9 protein-coding genes are annotated in these 15,955 nt (G+C 65.4%); 8 read left to right on the forward strand and 1 reads right to left on the reverse strand.

Features of this window, described 5'->3' with window-relative positions; all coding sequences use genetic code 11:
* The 4 genes from VFW45_00345 to VFW45_00360 all read left to right on the forward strand — a co-directional run.
* The coding region (locus VFW45_00345) for a hypothetical protein (protein ID HEU5179212.1) at positions 1-717 on the forward strand (717 nt) is incomplete at its 5' end.
* Positions 718-1,215: 498 nt separating this feature from the next.
* Positions 1,216-2,526 (forward strand): hypothetical protein, encoded by a 1,311-nt coding sequence (locus VFW45_00350; GenBank protein HEU5179213.1) that lies wholly within the window; start codon positions 1,216-1,218, stop codon positions 2,524-2,526.
* A 144-nt stretch (positions 2,527-2,670) separates the two neighbouring features.
* Positions 2,671-3,540 (forward strand): SUMF1/EgtB/PvdO family nonheme iron enzyme, encoded by an 870-nt coding sequence (locus tag VFW45_00355; protein HEU5179214.1) that lies wholly within the window; start codon positions 2,671-2,673, stop codon positions 3,538-3,540.
* Positions 3,541-3,565: 25 nt separating this feature from the next.
* Positions 3,566-4,384, forward strand: a complete 819-nt coding sequence (locus VFW45_00360) for an SUMF1/EgtB/PvdO family nonheme iron enzyme (GenBank protein ID HEU5179215.1) — start codon at positions 3,566-3,568, stop codon at positions 4,382-4,384.
* Between the two features lie 49 nt (positions 4,385-4,433).
* Here VFW45_00360 and VFW45_00365 read toward each other — a convergent pair whose 3' ends face one another.
* Positions 4,434-7,103, reverse strand: a complete 2,670-nt coding sequence (locus VFW45_00365) for a protein kinase (protein HEU5179216.1) — start codon at positions 7,101-7,103, stop codon at positions 4,434-4,436.
* A 379-nt stretch (positions 7,104-7,482) separates the two neighbouring features.
* Here VFW45_00365 and VFW45_00370 point away from each other — a divergent pair, with 379 nt between their 5' ends.
* From VFW45_00370 to VFW45_00385, 4 genes are all read left to right on the forward strand, one after another.
* Entirely contained in the window at positions 7,483-8,463 is a 981-nt protein-coding gene (locus VFW45_00370; GenBank protein ID HEU5179217.1) for a right-handed parallel beta-helix repeat-containing protein, read from the forward strand.
* A gap of 300 nt (positions 8,464-8,763) precedes the next feature.
* Entirely contained in the window at positions 8,764-11,484 is a 2,721-nt protein-coding gene (locus VFW45_00375; protein ID HEU5179218.1) for a protein kinase, read from the forward strand.
* A 116-nt stretch (positions 11,485-11,600) separates the two neighbouring features.
* Positions 11,601-14,555, forward strand: coding sequence for an FG-GAP-like repeat-containing protein (locus VFW45_00380; protein HEU5179219.1), 2,955 nt, complete (start codon positions 11,601-11,603; stop codon positions 14,553-14,555).
* A 184-nt stretch (positions 14,556-14,739) separates the two neighbouring features.
* The gene (locus VFW45_00385; GenBank protein ID HEU5179220.1) at positions 14,740-15,795 is read left to right on the forward strand and encodes a DUF2157 domain-containing protein; all 1,056 of its coding nucleotides are present in this window, start codon (positions 14,740-14,742) and stop codon (positions 15,793-15,795) included.
* Positions 15,796-15,955 lie beyond the last annotated feature (160 nt).

The raw sequence follows: 15,955 nt of genomic DNA on the forward strand, positions 1-15,955 counted from the left end.
GCCGGCACCAGAATCGACGCCCTGTTCCTCGGGTCGGCGGGACAAGTCGTGCTGTCGTTCGACGTTCCGATCCGTCTCGGGAGCGTGGATTACGGCCGCTCGGATCTGGTCGCTTACTCCGGCGGTGTCTTTTCGATTTACTTCAACGCCGCGGCCGCCGGGGTTCCCTCCGCGTCCAATCTGGTGGGCGCGGCGCTGGATTCCGCCGGCGTGCTCGTGGCGACCTTCGACGTTCCCACGACGCTGTCGGGCTCCGAGTATCTTCCCGGAGAGCTGGCCGGCTGGACCGGCTCGAGCTGGTATCACTACGACTCACCGAGCGGCTGGCCCCCCTCGGCCCAGCTGCGCGATTTCGCCTTCGTGCCCGCTCCTGGGGGCGTACCCGATGGCAGCAGCCTCCCTGGGATTCCTCTGACCGTGACCCCCGCCGCGGCGGGCGCCATCACTCTGTCCTGGGGAAGCGCCTGCAGCACGGGCGCCAATGACTACGAGATCTACGAAGGCACCGCCGGCACTTACTACAGCCATACCGCCGCGTTCTGCTCCACCGGGGGATTGACCACCAAGACGTTCACCCCCACAGCAGGCAATCACTATTACCTGGTCGTATCGCGGAACGCGGTTCGCGAAGGCACCTACGGCTCGGCCAGCTCGGGAGCGCCTCGCCCTCAAGGCAGCGGCGCCTGCCTGGTCCGTGACCTGGCCGCCTGCCCCTGAGCATCACCCGGCCCGCGGCGGCGACGTCGATGGCGCGGGGCTGGGCACCGAGGATAACGCCTTCTACCTCCGCGCCACGCGGGCCGGCCCTGACGATGCCCACCAGTACCACATCATCAATACAGCTACCGACACCTCCGGGCACACCGCCCGCTCTGTAACGATTGTCACCGTATCCCACGACTCCCGGTCGTCGAACGCGCACGAATCTCCCCCGCCCAGGTAGATCCATCTCCACCGAGTCTTGGCATTTTGCCAATCATCCGGCACGGCGCGACTGTGGCGGTCGTAACTTAACGCGCGGTCGCGGTCCAACAAGTTCCTTCCTCTGAGTCACTTTCTACCCAGAAGCTCTGCGACCAACACATCAGGCACGCACATTGCGATAGTGGCGCCCGTCACGGTGCTAGCCGGCGGTGCCATGGTGGCTACCGCTGAATTCGATAGACGTGATGCCTGATTCCATAACGGTCCGCTTTTCAAAGGAAGACACCCCCCATGCGACTCACAGATTCTGCAATCGCCCGGAATGCCGCTCCCATCATTTTCAAAGCGACCAGGTTTTCAGCTCGCAGAGGACTGGCGCTGCTCTGTCTGCTAACGGGGCTCGGGGTCGTCGGTCTGACCTCACCGGCCACAGCGTCCACGGCAACCGACCGGGCGCGGGTCCTGCGCGCCGTGTCCACCATCAACTTCAGGGGCTTGCCGCCGCAGGTGCGGATCACCTCGCCTCTCGATGGCGATTTCATCGCCCCAGGCAATTCGACCATCGGCCATGGCGATCACAATGGGACAGGCTTCGCGATCAACGTGGAGGTCGTCACGCACGATAAGGACAGCCTGGCGGTCGACGAAGACGTCAACATCCGGGACGTCAGCAAGCTCGGTGGCGTCAATCCTCATTTCCCGGGGTTGTTCGTGTTCATCGACGAGGACCTGATCACGCCGGACGGCGGGATCATCCCCGCCAACACCAACCTGGGACCTCTGTTCAACATCGCGGGGACCGACGACACCCCCGGCCCCGGGGTGACCGTGTGGGCCGGGTGGCACGTGCTCGAGTCGATCCGGCCGCGCAACGGCAGCAGCTTTCACTTGACGGTCGCCGTGATCGACAGCAACAACCGCATCGGGTCCGACAAGGTGACGCTCTTCGTGGATCCGACCAAGACGGATCGGTTCGGGACGTCAGGCAACGGCTTGACCCAGAACCCGGGTGAGGCGAACCGGGTCGCGGGGGGCACCGCGCCCATTGTCTCCATCGTCGCTCCACGCGAGCCGACCGCGGTGACTTTCGGGCAGGCTCCGCCCAACGGATCGCTTCACTTCATCCAGGTCAGCATTATCGACCGGGAAGGCGACGTGGTCGTCGACGAGCTGGGTGGCTCCGACGGTCTGCTCGATCCGGCGAACCCCAATCTCGCGGCGCAATTCGCGCGTATCGACGACGGCGCCGCCGGCGTGGGCAATCCCAACCGCAACGTTCCCGGCTTCGACTTCCGCTTCAGCGTCCCCTCCGGGGCTGCCGCCGGCAGTGCGAATTCGAATGTGGCGCGGCTGTTCAACATTGCGGGTAGCGAAGTCGTTCTCCTGGAAGACGGCACGCCGGCGGTGCGCACGGTCCTCAACTGGGTCGTCGCCGCGCCGTTCGTCGGCAGCGCTCTCCTGGACCAGTTCGTGACCTTCACCGCGACCGTGACGGACGCCAACGGCAATCAGGGGGTCGCCACGAGAACGTTCCAGCTCACCGACTCCGCGGTCAACGGCGACGCTTTGACGCCGCAGCCGCTCACTCTCCAGGTGCCGTAAGGCCATCGACGCACCTGTCCCGCGACACCAGGCCTGCCCGGCGGGTTTTCTGCCGGGCAGGCTCCTGTCGCTCAGAGCCTGCAGCGTGTGGATCGCGGAAATAGAACCTGTCTTGCCACAAGGAATGATTCGGGAGGCACGACGATGAAGCGAATCATGATCATGGTCTCGATTGCCATAGGGCTGCTGATGAGCGTGGCGGGGGCGGACACGTTTCGTTCCAATCGCGCGGAGGAGGATTCCGCTCGGGCGCGTGGCAGCGTCCATGGCGCCGGATCCAAGCGGACGTCTGTGAAGCGATGCCCGGCGGACGCGGTGCCGGCGGGAGCCGTATGCCTCGACACTTACGAGGCGAGCGTGTGGCGGGTGCCCGATCCAACCGACACGAATGCGCTTCTGGTAACCAGGATCCGGCAAGGGACGGCGACCGAGACCGACCTGGCGGCGGGCGGCGCCACGCAGCTGGGCGTGGCAGGCGATGATTACGCGCCGTGCCTGAATAGCGGCCAGAACTGCGCCGACGACATCTTCGCCGTGAGCCTGCGCGGCGTGCTGCCATCGGAGAACATCACCTGGTTCCAGGCGCAGGAAGCCTGCGCCAACGCCGGCAAGCGGCTGCCGACGAACGCCGAGTGGCAGATGGGTGCGGATGGGTCCCCGGACCCCGGGCCGGACAACGGGACGACGGACTGCAACAGCGGCAACGCGGGCTCAGCGACTCCGACCGGCTCGCGCAGCAGCTGCGTCTCGGCGCGGGGAGCCTTCGACATGGTAGGCAACCTGGCCGAATGGGTGGCGGATTGGGTGCCCGCATCGGCGAACTGCCCGGGGTGGGCCAGCTTCAGCGATGACGCGATGTGTCTGTCCGGGGCCAGCACGACCCTGAACTTTCCTGCTGCGTTGGTTCGCGGCGGTGGTTTCGACCTCGTCAGCCGGTCGACGGCCGGCCCGCTCTCGATCGTTGAAGCTCCGCCGTCCAGCTCCGGCTTGGTCGGCTTTCGCTGCGCGCGCTAGGCACGCTCTCATGGGAGGAACAACAATGAACCGAATCATGATCGTGGTGTCGATTGCCATGGGGCTGCTGATGAGCGTGGCTTGGGCGGACGGCGACAAATCCAACCGGACGCCGGTGAAGAAATGCGGGGCCGATTCAGTACCGGTGGGGTCGGTCTGCCTCGACATCTACGAGGTGAGCGTCTGGCGGGTGCCCGACCCGACCACGACGAACGCGCTCCTGGTGAAGAAAATCCAGCTTGGCGTCGCCACCCGGGCTGATCTGACGGCGGGAAGGGCGACCCAGCTGGGCACGATTATCGATGACGACTACGCGCCGTGCGCGATAAGCGGCCAGAACTGCGCCAACGACATCTTCGCCGTCAGCCTGCCTTCGGAGATTCCCGCGGCGAACATCACCTGGTTCCAGGCGCTGGAAGCATGCGCCAATGCTGGCAAGCGTCTGCCGACGAGCGCGGAGTGGCAGATGGGAGTGACCGGGACGCCGGACCCGGGGCCGGACAACGGCACGACGGATTGCAACACCGCCAGCGGCGGTCCGGTGTCTTTGACCGGCGCGCGTGACGGCTGCGTATCGGCGCGGGGAGCTTTCGACATGGTAGGCAACCTGGCCGAGTGGGTGGCGGACTGGGTGCCGGCCCCGACGAACTGCGTGGGGTGGGCCAGCTTCAGCGATGATGACATGTGCCTCGCCGGAGCGAGCACGACCTCGAATTTTCCCGGGGCGCTGACGCGGGGCGGCGCCTTCGTCTCCCTCGGCGGCCGGCTGGCGGGTCCGTTCGCGGTCCATCCCTTCTCGCCGTTTCACGCGAGCGGCTTCATCGGCTTCCGCTGCGCCAGGTAGATGCATAGGCCACGCCGGCCACAGCGGAGATTCCATGCCCGCTCGGCGTCTAAGGTTTTTTCAGTGCGGCGTTCCAGCCCTGCACCAGGGTGAGCGGCGGCGGAACCTGCTCTTCGATCTGGACCGCCACGAGTATCCTCTTTCCATCCGGCGAAATGTCCCAATCCCCGGGCGGCACGGCCTTCCCTCCCAGAAGCGTCCGGGACCGCCCCACGACCAGGCTCGATCCCTGGATGGCCAGCTCCGTCGCGATCAGCTTGCCTTCTCGAGTCGTATAGACCAGCTCCCGGCCGCCTTCAATCCAGCGTGAGCCCAGGTTCGCGCCGCCGGAGGAAACCAGCCACTTGCCCCCGGAGGGAGGGAAAGGAATGATGTAGAGCTCGTCTTGACCCGATTCGTCCGAGAGATAGGCCATCCACTTGCCATCCGGAGAGAAGTAGCCTCCCTGCTCATCCGCCTCGCCGGCGATCACGGGGCGAGGCTGCCCGCCATTTGGAGAAACGACGTGCACGTCCCATCCGGTCCGGGAGCTCTGGGCGCTGAGTGAGATCAGGGAGCCGTCGGGAGACCAGTCGCGAGTCCAAAAGGTGTGCCCCTTTGTCGAAACGATGGTGCGCGCCGGCGATCCCCCGCTCGAAGCCATGGAAAGGACCAACCCCAGGCCATTCGAGTAAGCCATCTGGCTGCCGTCGGGCGACCAGATGGGCCAGGCGGCAGACTGCCTGTCGAAGGTGAGGCGCGTCGGAGCGCTCCGATCGAGATCGTAAATCCAGAGGGAAAGATCGCGCTCGGCGTCGATGCTTGCCGCCAGGCGGCGACCATCGGGCGTGAGTCGAACCGTTTGGAATTGCTTCGGCTCTCCCACGGTCCCCAGCTGATTTCCCACCGGGTCGAACCAGGTGAGCTGCCGCCTGGGCGGAGGAGTTCCCACCTCGTAAATCAGCAGCCCATCCGAAGAAACTGCGTAATTGCCGGTCCATCGATAGGTATTGAAAACAACATCTTTGGCGAGGGGAACGGCTTCGCCGCTCAGCTTGAGGCGCCCGGCGTCGAAAGGCTGTGCCATGAGCGTTGCGTCGCGGACGAAAACCAGGAATCCCGGCTCGACGTAGAGCCCTTCGCTGCTCTCTTTGGCGACGAGCTGGGTCTTCTTCGTTTTCAGATCGAGAACCTGGATGGAATCATCCTTGTGAAGCGAGCTGTCTCCCGACAAGAACAGCACGTGCTCTCCGTCCGGCAGGAAGTGCGGCAGACGATGAGTCCTCCCTTCGCCTTCGAGTTTCGTGAGCGCCTTCGGCTCTCCGCCGGACGCAGATACCTGATTAAGCCCTTCCAAGGGGCTGGGGGAGAAAACGATCGTTCCATCAGGTCCCCAGGAGGCGCCTCGACCGCTCTGCACTTCGCAGATTGTCTGGACCGTGCTCCCCGAGGCGTCAATCTTCTTCAGCCTCTGGTCGGCGAAAAAGCCGATGGACCGCCCGTCGGGCGACCAGAACGGGTAGCTGGCCCCTTCGGTCCCGGCAAGCGGTTGCGCAGTGCTGCTTTCCAAGGTCCGGAGCCAGAGCTGTAGCTTTCCATCCTTGTCGGTGAGGGCGAGGGCGATTCTCCGGCCCTCCGGCGAGATGGCGATGGAAGAATCGGTCGTGTCGAGCCGCGTGCCGGCGGGCAGGGACAGGTTCGCGTGGAGCGGCTGGTTGCGTGGGGGCGCGGGGCGCAGCGACGTTGCCAGCCACCATCCCGCGATCCCGGCCACAAGACCCGTCGCAATCAGCGGCAGCCAGGCGAGAAGTCCGTGGCGCGATGCCGCCGGGGCAGCCTCCGTCGCGACCGCCGGGCGCTCATCCGCCCGTCCCGCCATCACGTCGTCGATCACGATGCGCGCGTCGGCGATGTCGTGCAGGCGGTTCTTGCGATTGCGCTCGAGGCAGCGACGCAGCAGCCGCTTCAGCGCCGGCGGCGTCGCCGCCGGCAGGGCGTCGAAGTCGATCTCCGCCCGGATCACCGCCGCCAGCGTGTCGCCGACGCTGTCGCCGGCGAACAGCAAGCGGCCGGTCAGCATCTCGTAGGCCACCACGCCGAAGGCCCAGATATCCACCCGCTTGTCGGTCGCCATCCCCTTGGCCTGCTCGGGGCTCATGTAGGCGGCGGTGCCCAGGATCATCCCGATCTGCGTGGCGCGTCCAGTCAGGGTAGGGGAGCTCATCGAATCGGCGCTCGAGCCGCCTGATCCCGTTGCCGGGTCGATGGCCTTGGCCAGGCCGAAATCAAGGACTTTCACCGTCTGGTCGGGACGCAGCTTGATGTTGGCGGGCTTCAGGTCCCGGTGGATGATCCCCTGCTCATGCGCCGCTTCCAGCGCCTCGGCGATCTGCCGCGCGATCGGCAGGACTTCGACCAACGGCATCGGTCCGCGCGCGATGAGGGCGGAGAGGTCTTCGCCTTCGACCAGCTCCATGACCAGCGCGCGGGTGCCGCCCGATTCCTCCAGGCCGTAGATCTGCGCGATGTTGGGGTGATTCAGAGCCGCCAGCGCCTGCGCCTCGCGCGTGAAGCGGGCCAGCCGCTGAGGATCGCCGGCGAACAGGTCGGGCAGCAGCTTGAGCGCCACCTCGCGCCGGAGCTTGGTATCGGTCGCCCGATACACCTCGCCCATGCCGCCCGCCCCCAGCGGCGCGATGACCTCGTAAGGACCCAGCCGATCCCCGGCAGACAGGCTCAAATCAGGATTTCCTTCGCGTGGAATTCGTGACGCGCGGGTCAGAGTACAACATTCCCGATGGAGGCGCAGGATCCCGCATCATCTATATAGCCACCGACGCTCCCACCCTCAGCGCCCGCTCCGAAGAGCTCGCAATCCAGAGAAGGGTTCGGCCACCGCATTTTATTCGCCAATAACTCGCGCTTCGCCGTCTTTCCGCAATTTTGCCGATGTCTCCTCACCCATGCGGCAAGCTTCTTCGGGAACGGCTCCCGGCAAGCGCTCTGATTCAAGAGAGTTGCTCACGCTGCGACACTCTTTCCACTTCGTGTGCCGGTGGCACATGCGTTGCTACGTGAGAATCTCGCTCGAAACAATACGATCGAGCGAGGAGCGCACCATGCGAAGAAACGTCTTGCTTGCGACCCTGACAACTATGGCTCTGCTGATCCTGAGCGCATCCATCGTCTCGCCGAGCACGGCAATCCCGTCCAAGGCGAAGGACGAGATCCAGTACCTCTATGTGAACGCTCTCGCCGGTGACGACGGAAATCCGTGCAACACGTCGGAACGTGCCTGCCGGTCCCTGCAGGCGGCTTTCGATCGGATCCCTCCGATCCTCAAGGAGGTGGTCGTGGTGAGCGTGGCCGCGGGAACCTACACGGGAGAAGCGGTCCTGATGGATCGCCTCTCGCCGAGAGACTTGCCCATCCACGTCATTGGAGAGAAAGGCGTCACCATTCTCGACGGACTCGGTGAGCTGGATACCGGGATTGCCGTGTATCGGGCGCCCCGGGTGACCTTGGCAGGCTTGAGCGTGACCGGCTTTCGCCGCGCGGGACTCTCCTTCGCCCATACCGCACCGATCGAGATCTCCACGACCCGGATCTTCTCCAACCTCGGGGTAGGAGTGCAGATTCAGAATACCGAGGCGGTCATGATGGAAAGCGTCGTGGATGCGAATGGCGGACACGGCATCCTGTGCGACGTCGGGCGCATCGATTTCAGCTCCCTGGAAGGGGGTAAAGGAATGTTCATCAGCCGCAACGGGGGCAATGGAGTGCGTGCGATTGGCTGCCATGCTATCTTCGATGCACCGGCCATGGTCTCCCTGAATCGGAGCGGCCTGGTGGCCGAGCACGGCGCCGAGATCAATCTGATGAGCCGCACCGACGTGCTGGTCACCGGAAACACCGCATCTTCGGGGGGCGTGATTCCACCTCCTGATCTTCCGCCAATCAAGCCCGTCCCCGATTCCCATCTCGGCCTGTGTGAATTGATCGCGGACAACCATGGATTGGTGGCCGGCTATCGCAACGCGCCGCTCGTAAGCGCGTGTGTCTGCCAGGAGTCTCACTTCGGCGTCTGTGAGCCTGACTGAACGATCGCTGCCTCGTTCGGGAGAGGGTCGGGGAAGCCTGATGGTGCCCGGCACTGCAGTTGCCGGTGCCGGCACGGGATGGCTGACTGCGACGCGTGCGCAGGGGGAGCCGGAGCCGCGAGGCTCTGACTCCCCCCCGATCTTGTGTCACCAGGCATCACCACCCAAACCACGATAGGTTTTTACTTCACCGTCTTCACCGAGACCGGGCCGCCCCAGGTGACTCTGGGGCTTTGCGGCCACGGCCGGTGACTACCAGTTTGCGAGACTCGGGCGCGCTGCTATATCGTTTCCGACGTCATGAGCTGGCCTCCTGGAACCAAGCTGGGACCTTACGAGATCATCGCGCCCCTGGGCGCCGGTGGGATGGGAGAGGTCCATCGGGCGCGCGACACGCGTTTGAACCGGGACGTCGCCATCAAGGCGATCCCGGCGACCCTGGCGGGCGACGAGACGCTCCGCCAGCGCTTCGAGCGCGAGGCGAAGGCGATCTCCTCGCTCAACCACCCGCACATCTGCACTCTGTACGACGTCGGCCGCGCCCCTATGGAAACAGCTCCGGGTGGCGCCCAGGTCGACTACCTCGTCATGGAGCTGCTGGAGGGGGAATCGCTGGCCGATCGGCTCGTGAAGGGGCCGATGCCAATTCACGAGGTCCTCAAGATCGGCGCCCAGATCGCGTCGGCCCTGGAGGCGGCGCACCGCCAGGGGATCATCCATCGCGACTTGAAGCCAGGCAACATAATGCTTACCAGGACGGGCGCCAAGCTGCTCGATTTCGGCCTGGCACGTACCGCCGCCGGCGCGCCGCCGCCGGTGAGTGCGGTAGTGGGCTCCTCGCAGGTGGCGACGGCGATGCAATCGGAGCGGCCGCTTACCGCCAAGGGGACGATTATCGGGACGTTTCAGTACATGGCGCCCGAGCAATTGGAGGGGACGGAGGCCGACGCCCGCACCGACATCTTCTCGCTGGGCGCGGTGCTGTACGAGATGGCCACAGGGAAGCGGGCCTTCCAGGGGGGCTCGATGACCAGCCTGATCGCCGCCATCGTCAGCTCCCAGCCGCCTCCTATAAAGATGATGGTCCCGGTGGCCCCGGCGGCGCTGGACCATGTGGTGAAGCGGTGTCTGGAGAAAGATCCGGCGGATCGGTGGCAAAGCGCCCACGACGTCGGGGCGGAGCTGCAATGGATTGCCGAGGCGGGCTCGCAGGCAGAGGCGGCGGCGCCGGTCGTCGTCCGTCGCAATACGCGCGAGGCGTTGGCCTGGGGACTGGCCGCGGCGCTGGGAGTGGCCGTTTTGGGACTGGCGCTGGGCTACCTGTGGCGCTCCGCGCCGGCGCCGATGGCCCCCGGCGCGTTTCGCGCCACGCTCCTGCCGCCGCCCGGGAATGTCGTGGTGCCATTCGACCTGTTTGGCCTGGCCCTGTCGCCTGATGGCAAAACGCTGGCGTTCGTTGCTTCCGCCGCCGACGGCCGCCGGCAGCTCTGGCTGCGCCGCCTCTCCGAGATGGAGGCCCGCGCCATCGGCGAGACGGCCGGCGCTTCGTATCCGTTCTGGTCTCCGGATGGCCGGAATCTCGCCTTTTTCGCCGAGGGGAAGCTCAAGACCATCGACCTGCGAGGCGGCTCGCCGCGGGTCCTCGCCGAAGCGCCCACCGGACGCGGCGGGGATTGGGGCGCCGACGGGACGATCCTCTTCGCGCCCAACCTCGAGTCTTCCATCCTGCGCGTCTCTTCCCGGGGCGGCGAGGCGAAGGCCGTGACCACCTACGACCCGAAAACGGAATCGACGCAACGCTGGCCGGTGTTCCTTCCCGATGGACGGCACTTTATCTATCTGTCGCGGGCGCGCGTCGGGGGACGGGATGAGGTCGGCCGCCTGATGCTCGCCTCGCTGGACGGGTCGAAGCCCTCCCTGCTGATCGAGGATGCCTCCAACGCGCGCTACGTGGAGCCTGGCTACCTGATCTACGGCCGCGCCGCCACTCTTTATGCCTGGCGCTTCGATGCGAAAAGCCTGCGGCTGGAGGGGGAGGCGGCGCCGATCGTTCCGGAGAAGGTGAGCTATATGGAGCCCAAGAACTTCGTGCCGTTCGCGGCCGGCGGGGATGGCACCCTCGTCTTCCTCCCCGAATCGCGGCGCGCCACGGAGATGCGCTGGTACGATCGCCAGGGCCGCCAGATCGGCAGCCTGGGCCCGCCCGGATACTACGTGACGCCGAAGCTCTCTCCCGATGGAACCAAAGTCGCCTACATGCAATCGGACGCGAACTTATTGAAGAGCAACATCTGGGTGCGGGAGCTGGAATCGAGCCGCACGGTCCGCCTCTCGCAGCAGGCGGGCTCTTACGCCAATCCGGTATGGTCCCCCGATGGCGCTCGAATCGTGTTCCAGTGCCAGCCCAAGGGGATCATGGACCTGTGCGTCGCCCCGGTGGGTGGAGGCAGCGGCGAGCCGCAAGTTCTGTACGCCAGCGTCAACTCGAAGGCCATGGGCAGCTGGATGCCCGACGGCCAGCGCCTGGTCTTCTCGGAGCAGGATCCCAAGACCGACATGGACATCATGATGCTGCCGGTCGGAGGTGGAGAGCCGACGCCCCTGGTGCGCACCCCCTTCACCGAGCTGATGGCGCAGGTCTCCTCCGACGGCACGCGCATGGCTTTCACCTCGAACGTGTCGGGCCGCTTCGAGATCTATGTCCGCAAGCTGAGCGGCGGGGAGGGGCAGTGGCAGATATCCACCGAGGGCGGCAGGAATCCAAAGTGGCGCGCTGACGGCCGGGAGCTGTTTTATGAGGGACCGGAAGGCGCCCTGATGGCAGTACCCTGGCAGGACGGCCCCGGAACGCCTGCCAAGCTCTTCAATTATCCGGAGCGAACGGAGTCCTTGGGATCGGTTCTCGGGGACGCGACCCACGACGGCCAGCGCTTTCTCTTGAATGTCCCTGTCACGAGCCTGAGCACCATCGGCTTCCACGCCATCACCCACTGGCCCAGCCTTTCCGCGGCCGGTAAGTAACCGCCAGGACTATCTCGCGCCCGGCCAAAGACCTAAGTAATCCTTGACACATCGATCCGTTGGTCGTAAATAAGGGCCAATGCTCCTGCCTCCGCATCGCTCGTAGGAGAGCTTCGATGGCCGGGCTCCGGGTTCCCGGGTCTTGCGCGCTGCGTGTGCTTGCGACGGCCGCTCTGTTCCTCATCGCCGGGATCGCCCCCTCCCTTGCCGCTACGTTGTTCCCGAATCCCGTCATCCAGGGACCGACGGCGCCGCTTATTTTCGGACCGCCCGGGACAGTGCTCGGAGGGAGTACGGCCACGGTGGATTTCAATCGGGACGGCAAGCTCGACTTCGCGGCCGTGAGCGGGTTCTCCGAAATCGTCGTCCTGCTGTCGCGCGGAGGGGGAGAATTCCAGGCCGTCCGCACGACGGTACCCTCATACGTCACGGGAGTGGCCACGGGGGATTTCAACGGCGACGGAATTGCCGACCTCGTCTGTGCGGGCGGCGGTGAATTTCCCGTGCTCACGGTTTTGCGTGGTAATGGAGATGGGACTTTCCAAACGCTCAGCGACTACCTTCCCTTACCGGCGGATTCCACCGATCTTGTGGTCACCGATCTGAACAACGACCACAAGCAGGATGTAGTCGTCCTCGGAATGTGGGGAACGATCGCCAGGTTCTTCGGCAACGGCGACGGAACCTTCGCTCCTGCCCCCGTCTACTCCTTGTTCAGTTTTCTCTACGTGGCCACCTCCATGACCACGGGAGACTTCAATCGCGACGGCCAGGCCGACCTGGTCATCGGCACCCGGCAGGAAGACTACCCGCAATCCCAGTTCGGCCGCGTCTCCATCCTGCTCGGGGACGGGACGGGGAATTTCCCGGCAACGGGAGGCCCTTCCACGCGCTCCGGCGTCATGGACGTCGAGACCGCGGATCTGAACCGCGACAACCGATTGGACCTGGTGGCCTCCGACGCGAGCGGGCACCTCTCTATTTTCATCGGGCGGGGGGATGGCACGTTCAACCCTCCCGATGAATCACTGATCGACGGCGGAGGCGACCTGGCGATTGCCGATTTCAACGCCGACGCCAAGCTCGATCTGGCAACGGCCCCGCCCAGCGGCCAAGGTCCCGTGAAGGTTCTTCTGGGGCAGGGGAATGGGCGGTTCGACACAGCGTTGAAGGCCGAGCAGGGTGTCGAGACCTACATCGTCGTCCCCGGCGACTTCAACGGGGATGCAAAGATGGACCTGTTCGCCATTCGCAACGGGGCCGCATTCCTGGAAGGGCGCGGCGACGGGACCTTCGGCCCGACCGTGCGGACGCCGGCTTCAGCCGATTCCGCCGCCATCACAGATTTCAATCGCGACGGCATCCAGGATATCGTGACGAGTTCATCGCAGTTCTCGGGCCAGGGGACCAACCAGGTGTCGGTCTTCCTCGGTATGGGAGGAGGACGTTACGCGCCTCCGGCTTCTTACAGCAGGGGGAGCGGGCCCCATGGTGTGACGGTCGCCGATTTCGACAACGATGGAAATCAGGACGTGCTCACAGCGACCAGTCAATACGAGATTGCCGTACGGCTCGGCTCGGTCAACGGAGCTCTGGGACCGGAGATCAAGACCTTCCTTGGGCAGCTCCGGATCCCGCTTGTGCTCCTGGCGCGCGATTTCAATGGTGACGGAAAGGACGATGTGGCCGTGGGGGCCGGCGCGGCGGCCTTCCAGGTGGCAAGTGAGATCCTCATTCTGCTGGGGCGAGGCGACGGTACTTTCGATTTGTCGCAGTCCTTTAGAGCCGCACCGGCCTTCCTGGTTTCCGCGGATTTCAATCGGGACGGGGTGGCGGACCTCGCCACGGCAAACTGCGACCCGTTTGTGTACATCATGCTCGGCCACGGTGACGGGACGTTCGAGCCTCCACCGCTTCCCTTCGGATGCAGTCGCGGCCCCAACCTGTCGTTGCTGGCCGAAGACATCGACGGGGATGGCAATCCTGACGCGGTCTTGACGGAACCTTTCGAGGCCTTTTTCTTGTGGGGCCGCGGTGACGGGACGCTCGAGGATCCGGTGCAAAGTTTCATCGGCTTCGAAGCGCGAAGTCTTTCCATCGCCGACATGGATCAGGACCGCAGGAAGGACCTGGTGGCCGCGGCGCCCGGCTCCGCGGCCTTCCTCCATTTCATGGCGGACAGGAAATTCGAGCCGGCGGGCCGCTTCGTGAGCGGCTTCTCTCCGATCGCGATCTTCCCAGGGGACCAGAATGGGGACGGCTGGCCCGATTTCGTGTCGGTGAACTCGGGGGCCATCGTCGCCTTGCTGAGCCGGGGGATTCCGGGTGTCACGCCCAACCGGCCGCCCGTTGCCCGCGCCGGCCCCGACGCGACCGCCGAGTGCGTATCCGGGCGGGGGACCGCACTCCTCGATGCCTCGGCTTCATCCGATCCCGACTCGACACCCGGGACAACCGACGATCTCGTCTCGTATGAATGGTTCGAAGGCTTCGGCGGACCTTCCCAGGTGCTCCTTGGCAGCGGAGTGCAGCTTCAGGCCGACCTGCCTCTCGGCCCCCACACCATTACCTTGCGCGTCACCGACCAATCGGGCCTCGCCGCCACCGACACCATCCTGGTGACGATCAGCGACACGGCGCCGCCGGCGATCGGCGTGACCGTGTCTCCGGAGATTATCTGGCCGCCCAATGGGAAGATGGTGCCGGTCAACACCGAAGTCACCGCCTTCGACGCCTGCAGCAACGTGTCGGTTGCCTTGGAGGCGATCCTCACGACCGTTCCCTCGGGACGGCAAGCCGTGGCCCGTGGCGGTGGTGATATCGACGGCGCCGAGCTGGGCACCGAGGACTATGCTTTCTACCTCCGCGCCACCCGGCCCGGCCCCGGTACCGCCCGCCAGTACCGCATCATCTACATAGCCACCGACTCCTCCGGCCTCAGCGCACGCTCCGAAGCCACCGTGACCGTGCCCCACGACTCCAGGTCGTCGAACCAGGGTGCCGGAACGTCGAGCAGCGGTGGGAACAGCCCCGGCCGCCGGCCCGGAAGCGACTCCCGCCCGCCGCGATAGATCTACTTCAACGTCTTCACGCCAGGCCATGACCTGAAAGAGACTGGCGGGCGCCGCCTCGGGGATTCGTGTTCCGCAGCCGAATGCTTTGCATGCTCGTGAATCGGCCGATTCCCCAGGGCGAGATTCCTGACACCCGCTTCCGGTTGACACCCCATGCTCAAGGTGCAATATTCGCCGGCGTATGAGTCAGGCTGACGCCCAGAAGCGCGCCGACCGCATCCGAGCCTTCCGCGAGGAGCTTCGGGCCCTCGAGAGCGAAGGAATCCTCGTCCTCCCCCAGGATCAGAGAGAGCGGGTCGAGCGGCATCATGCCGAGACCCTGCGGACCTTCGCGCGCTCCTTCGATATCGATACCACCGAAGAGCAGAAGCAGATGTCCTGGGGGATGCGGATCGCGTCCTTCCTCGGCGCCCTCGCCCTGTGCGCGTCGGTCTATCTCTTCTTCTATCGCTTCTGGGGACTGCTCGGGACCGGGACGCAGGTGGCGCTGGTCGCCGGCGCGCCCGTCCTGGCGGCGCTGCTCACGGAATTCGCGGCGCGGCGCGAGAAGACGATGTACTTCGCCGCCATCGTCGGGCTCATCGCCTTCGGCTGCTTCGTCCTCAATCTCGTCGTGCTCGGCACCGTGTTCAACATCGTGCCGTCGCCGAACGCGTTCCTGCCGTGGGCGGCCCTCGCCTTCGTCCTTGCCTACACCTTCGGCCTGCGCATCCTGCTCGCCGCTGGGATCCTCAGCCTGGCCGGGTGGCTGTCGGCCACCACGGGGACCTGGAGCGGCTGTTACTGGCTGTCGTTCGGCGAGCGTCCCGAGAACTTCTTCCCGGCCGCGATCGTGTTTCTCCTGATTCCGCTCGTGCCGCACCGCGCGTACCGCGACTTTCCGCCGATCTATCGGATCTTCGGCCTGCTCGGCGTCTTCCTGCCGATCCTCGTTCTCGCGAACTGGGGCACCTCGAGCTACTTGCGGATCGAGAACAGGCACATCGAGGCGATCTACCAGATCGCGGGGTTCGTGGTGGCGGGAATCGGCATCTGGCTCGGGATCCGCGGGCGGCTGCGCGAGGTCACCAATCTATCGTGCACCTTCTGTGTCATCTACCTCTACACGAAATTCTTCGACTGGTGGTGGGACTGGATGCCGAAGTACCTGTTCTTCTTCATCCTGGGAAGCATCGCCGTGGGACTCCTCCTCCTGTTGAAGCGGCTGCGCGGGCTCAGCATGCGGCACGCCACATGAGACGCCGCGGACTGTGGATCGCGATCGCCCTCCTCGTCCTCACCAACGCCGTCGTGCTCGTCGGCGTCGCGCGCAACCGTCGCGGTGCGCCCGAGGCGCGGGTGACGCTGACCGAGCGCGAGCTCCGCATCGGCGCCGATTGGGAGAAGGAGAACACGGG

Source organism: Candidatus Polarisedimenticolia bacterium, from assembly GCA_035764505.1.
Taxonomy (GTDB): Bacteria; Acidobacteriota; Polarisedimenticolia; order Gp22-AA2; family AA152; genus AA152.

Coding starts and splice junctions, on each gene's coding strand:
- VFW45_00355 (HEU5179214.1), top strand. CDS start 2,671: ATGAAGCGAATCATGATCATGGTCTCGATTGCCATAGGGCTGCTGATG.
- VFW45_00375 (HEU5179218.1), top strand. CDS start 8,764: ATGAGCTGGCCTCCTGGAACCAAGCTGGGACCTTACGAGATCATCGCG.
- VFW45_00380 (HEU5179219.1), top strand. CDS start 11,601: ATGGCCGGGCTCCGGGTTCCCGGGTCTTGCGCGCTGCGTGTGCTTGCG.
- VFW45_00360 (HEU5179215.1), top strand. CDS start 3,566: ATGAACCGAATCATGATCGTGGTGTCGATTGCCATGGGGCTGCTGATG.
- VFW45_00370 (HEU5179217.1), top strand. CDS start 7,483: ATGCGAAGAAACGTCTTGCTTGCGACCCTGACAACTATGGCTCTGCTG.
- VFW45_00385 (HEU5179220.1), top strand. CDS start 14,740: ATGAGTCAGGCTGACGCCCAGAAGCGCGCCGACCGCATCCGAGCCTTC.
- VFW45_00350 (HEU5179213.1), top strand. CDS start 1,216: ATGCGACTCACAGATTCTGCAATCGCCCGGAATGCCGCTCCCATCATT.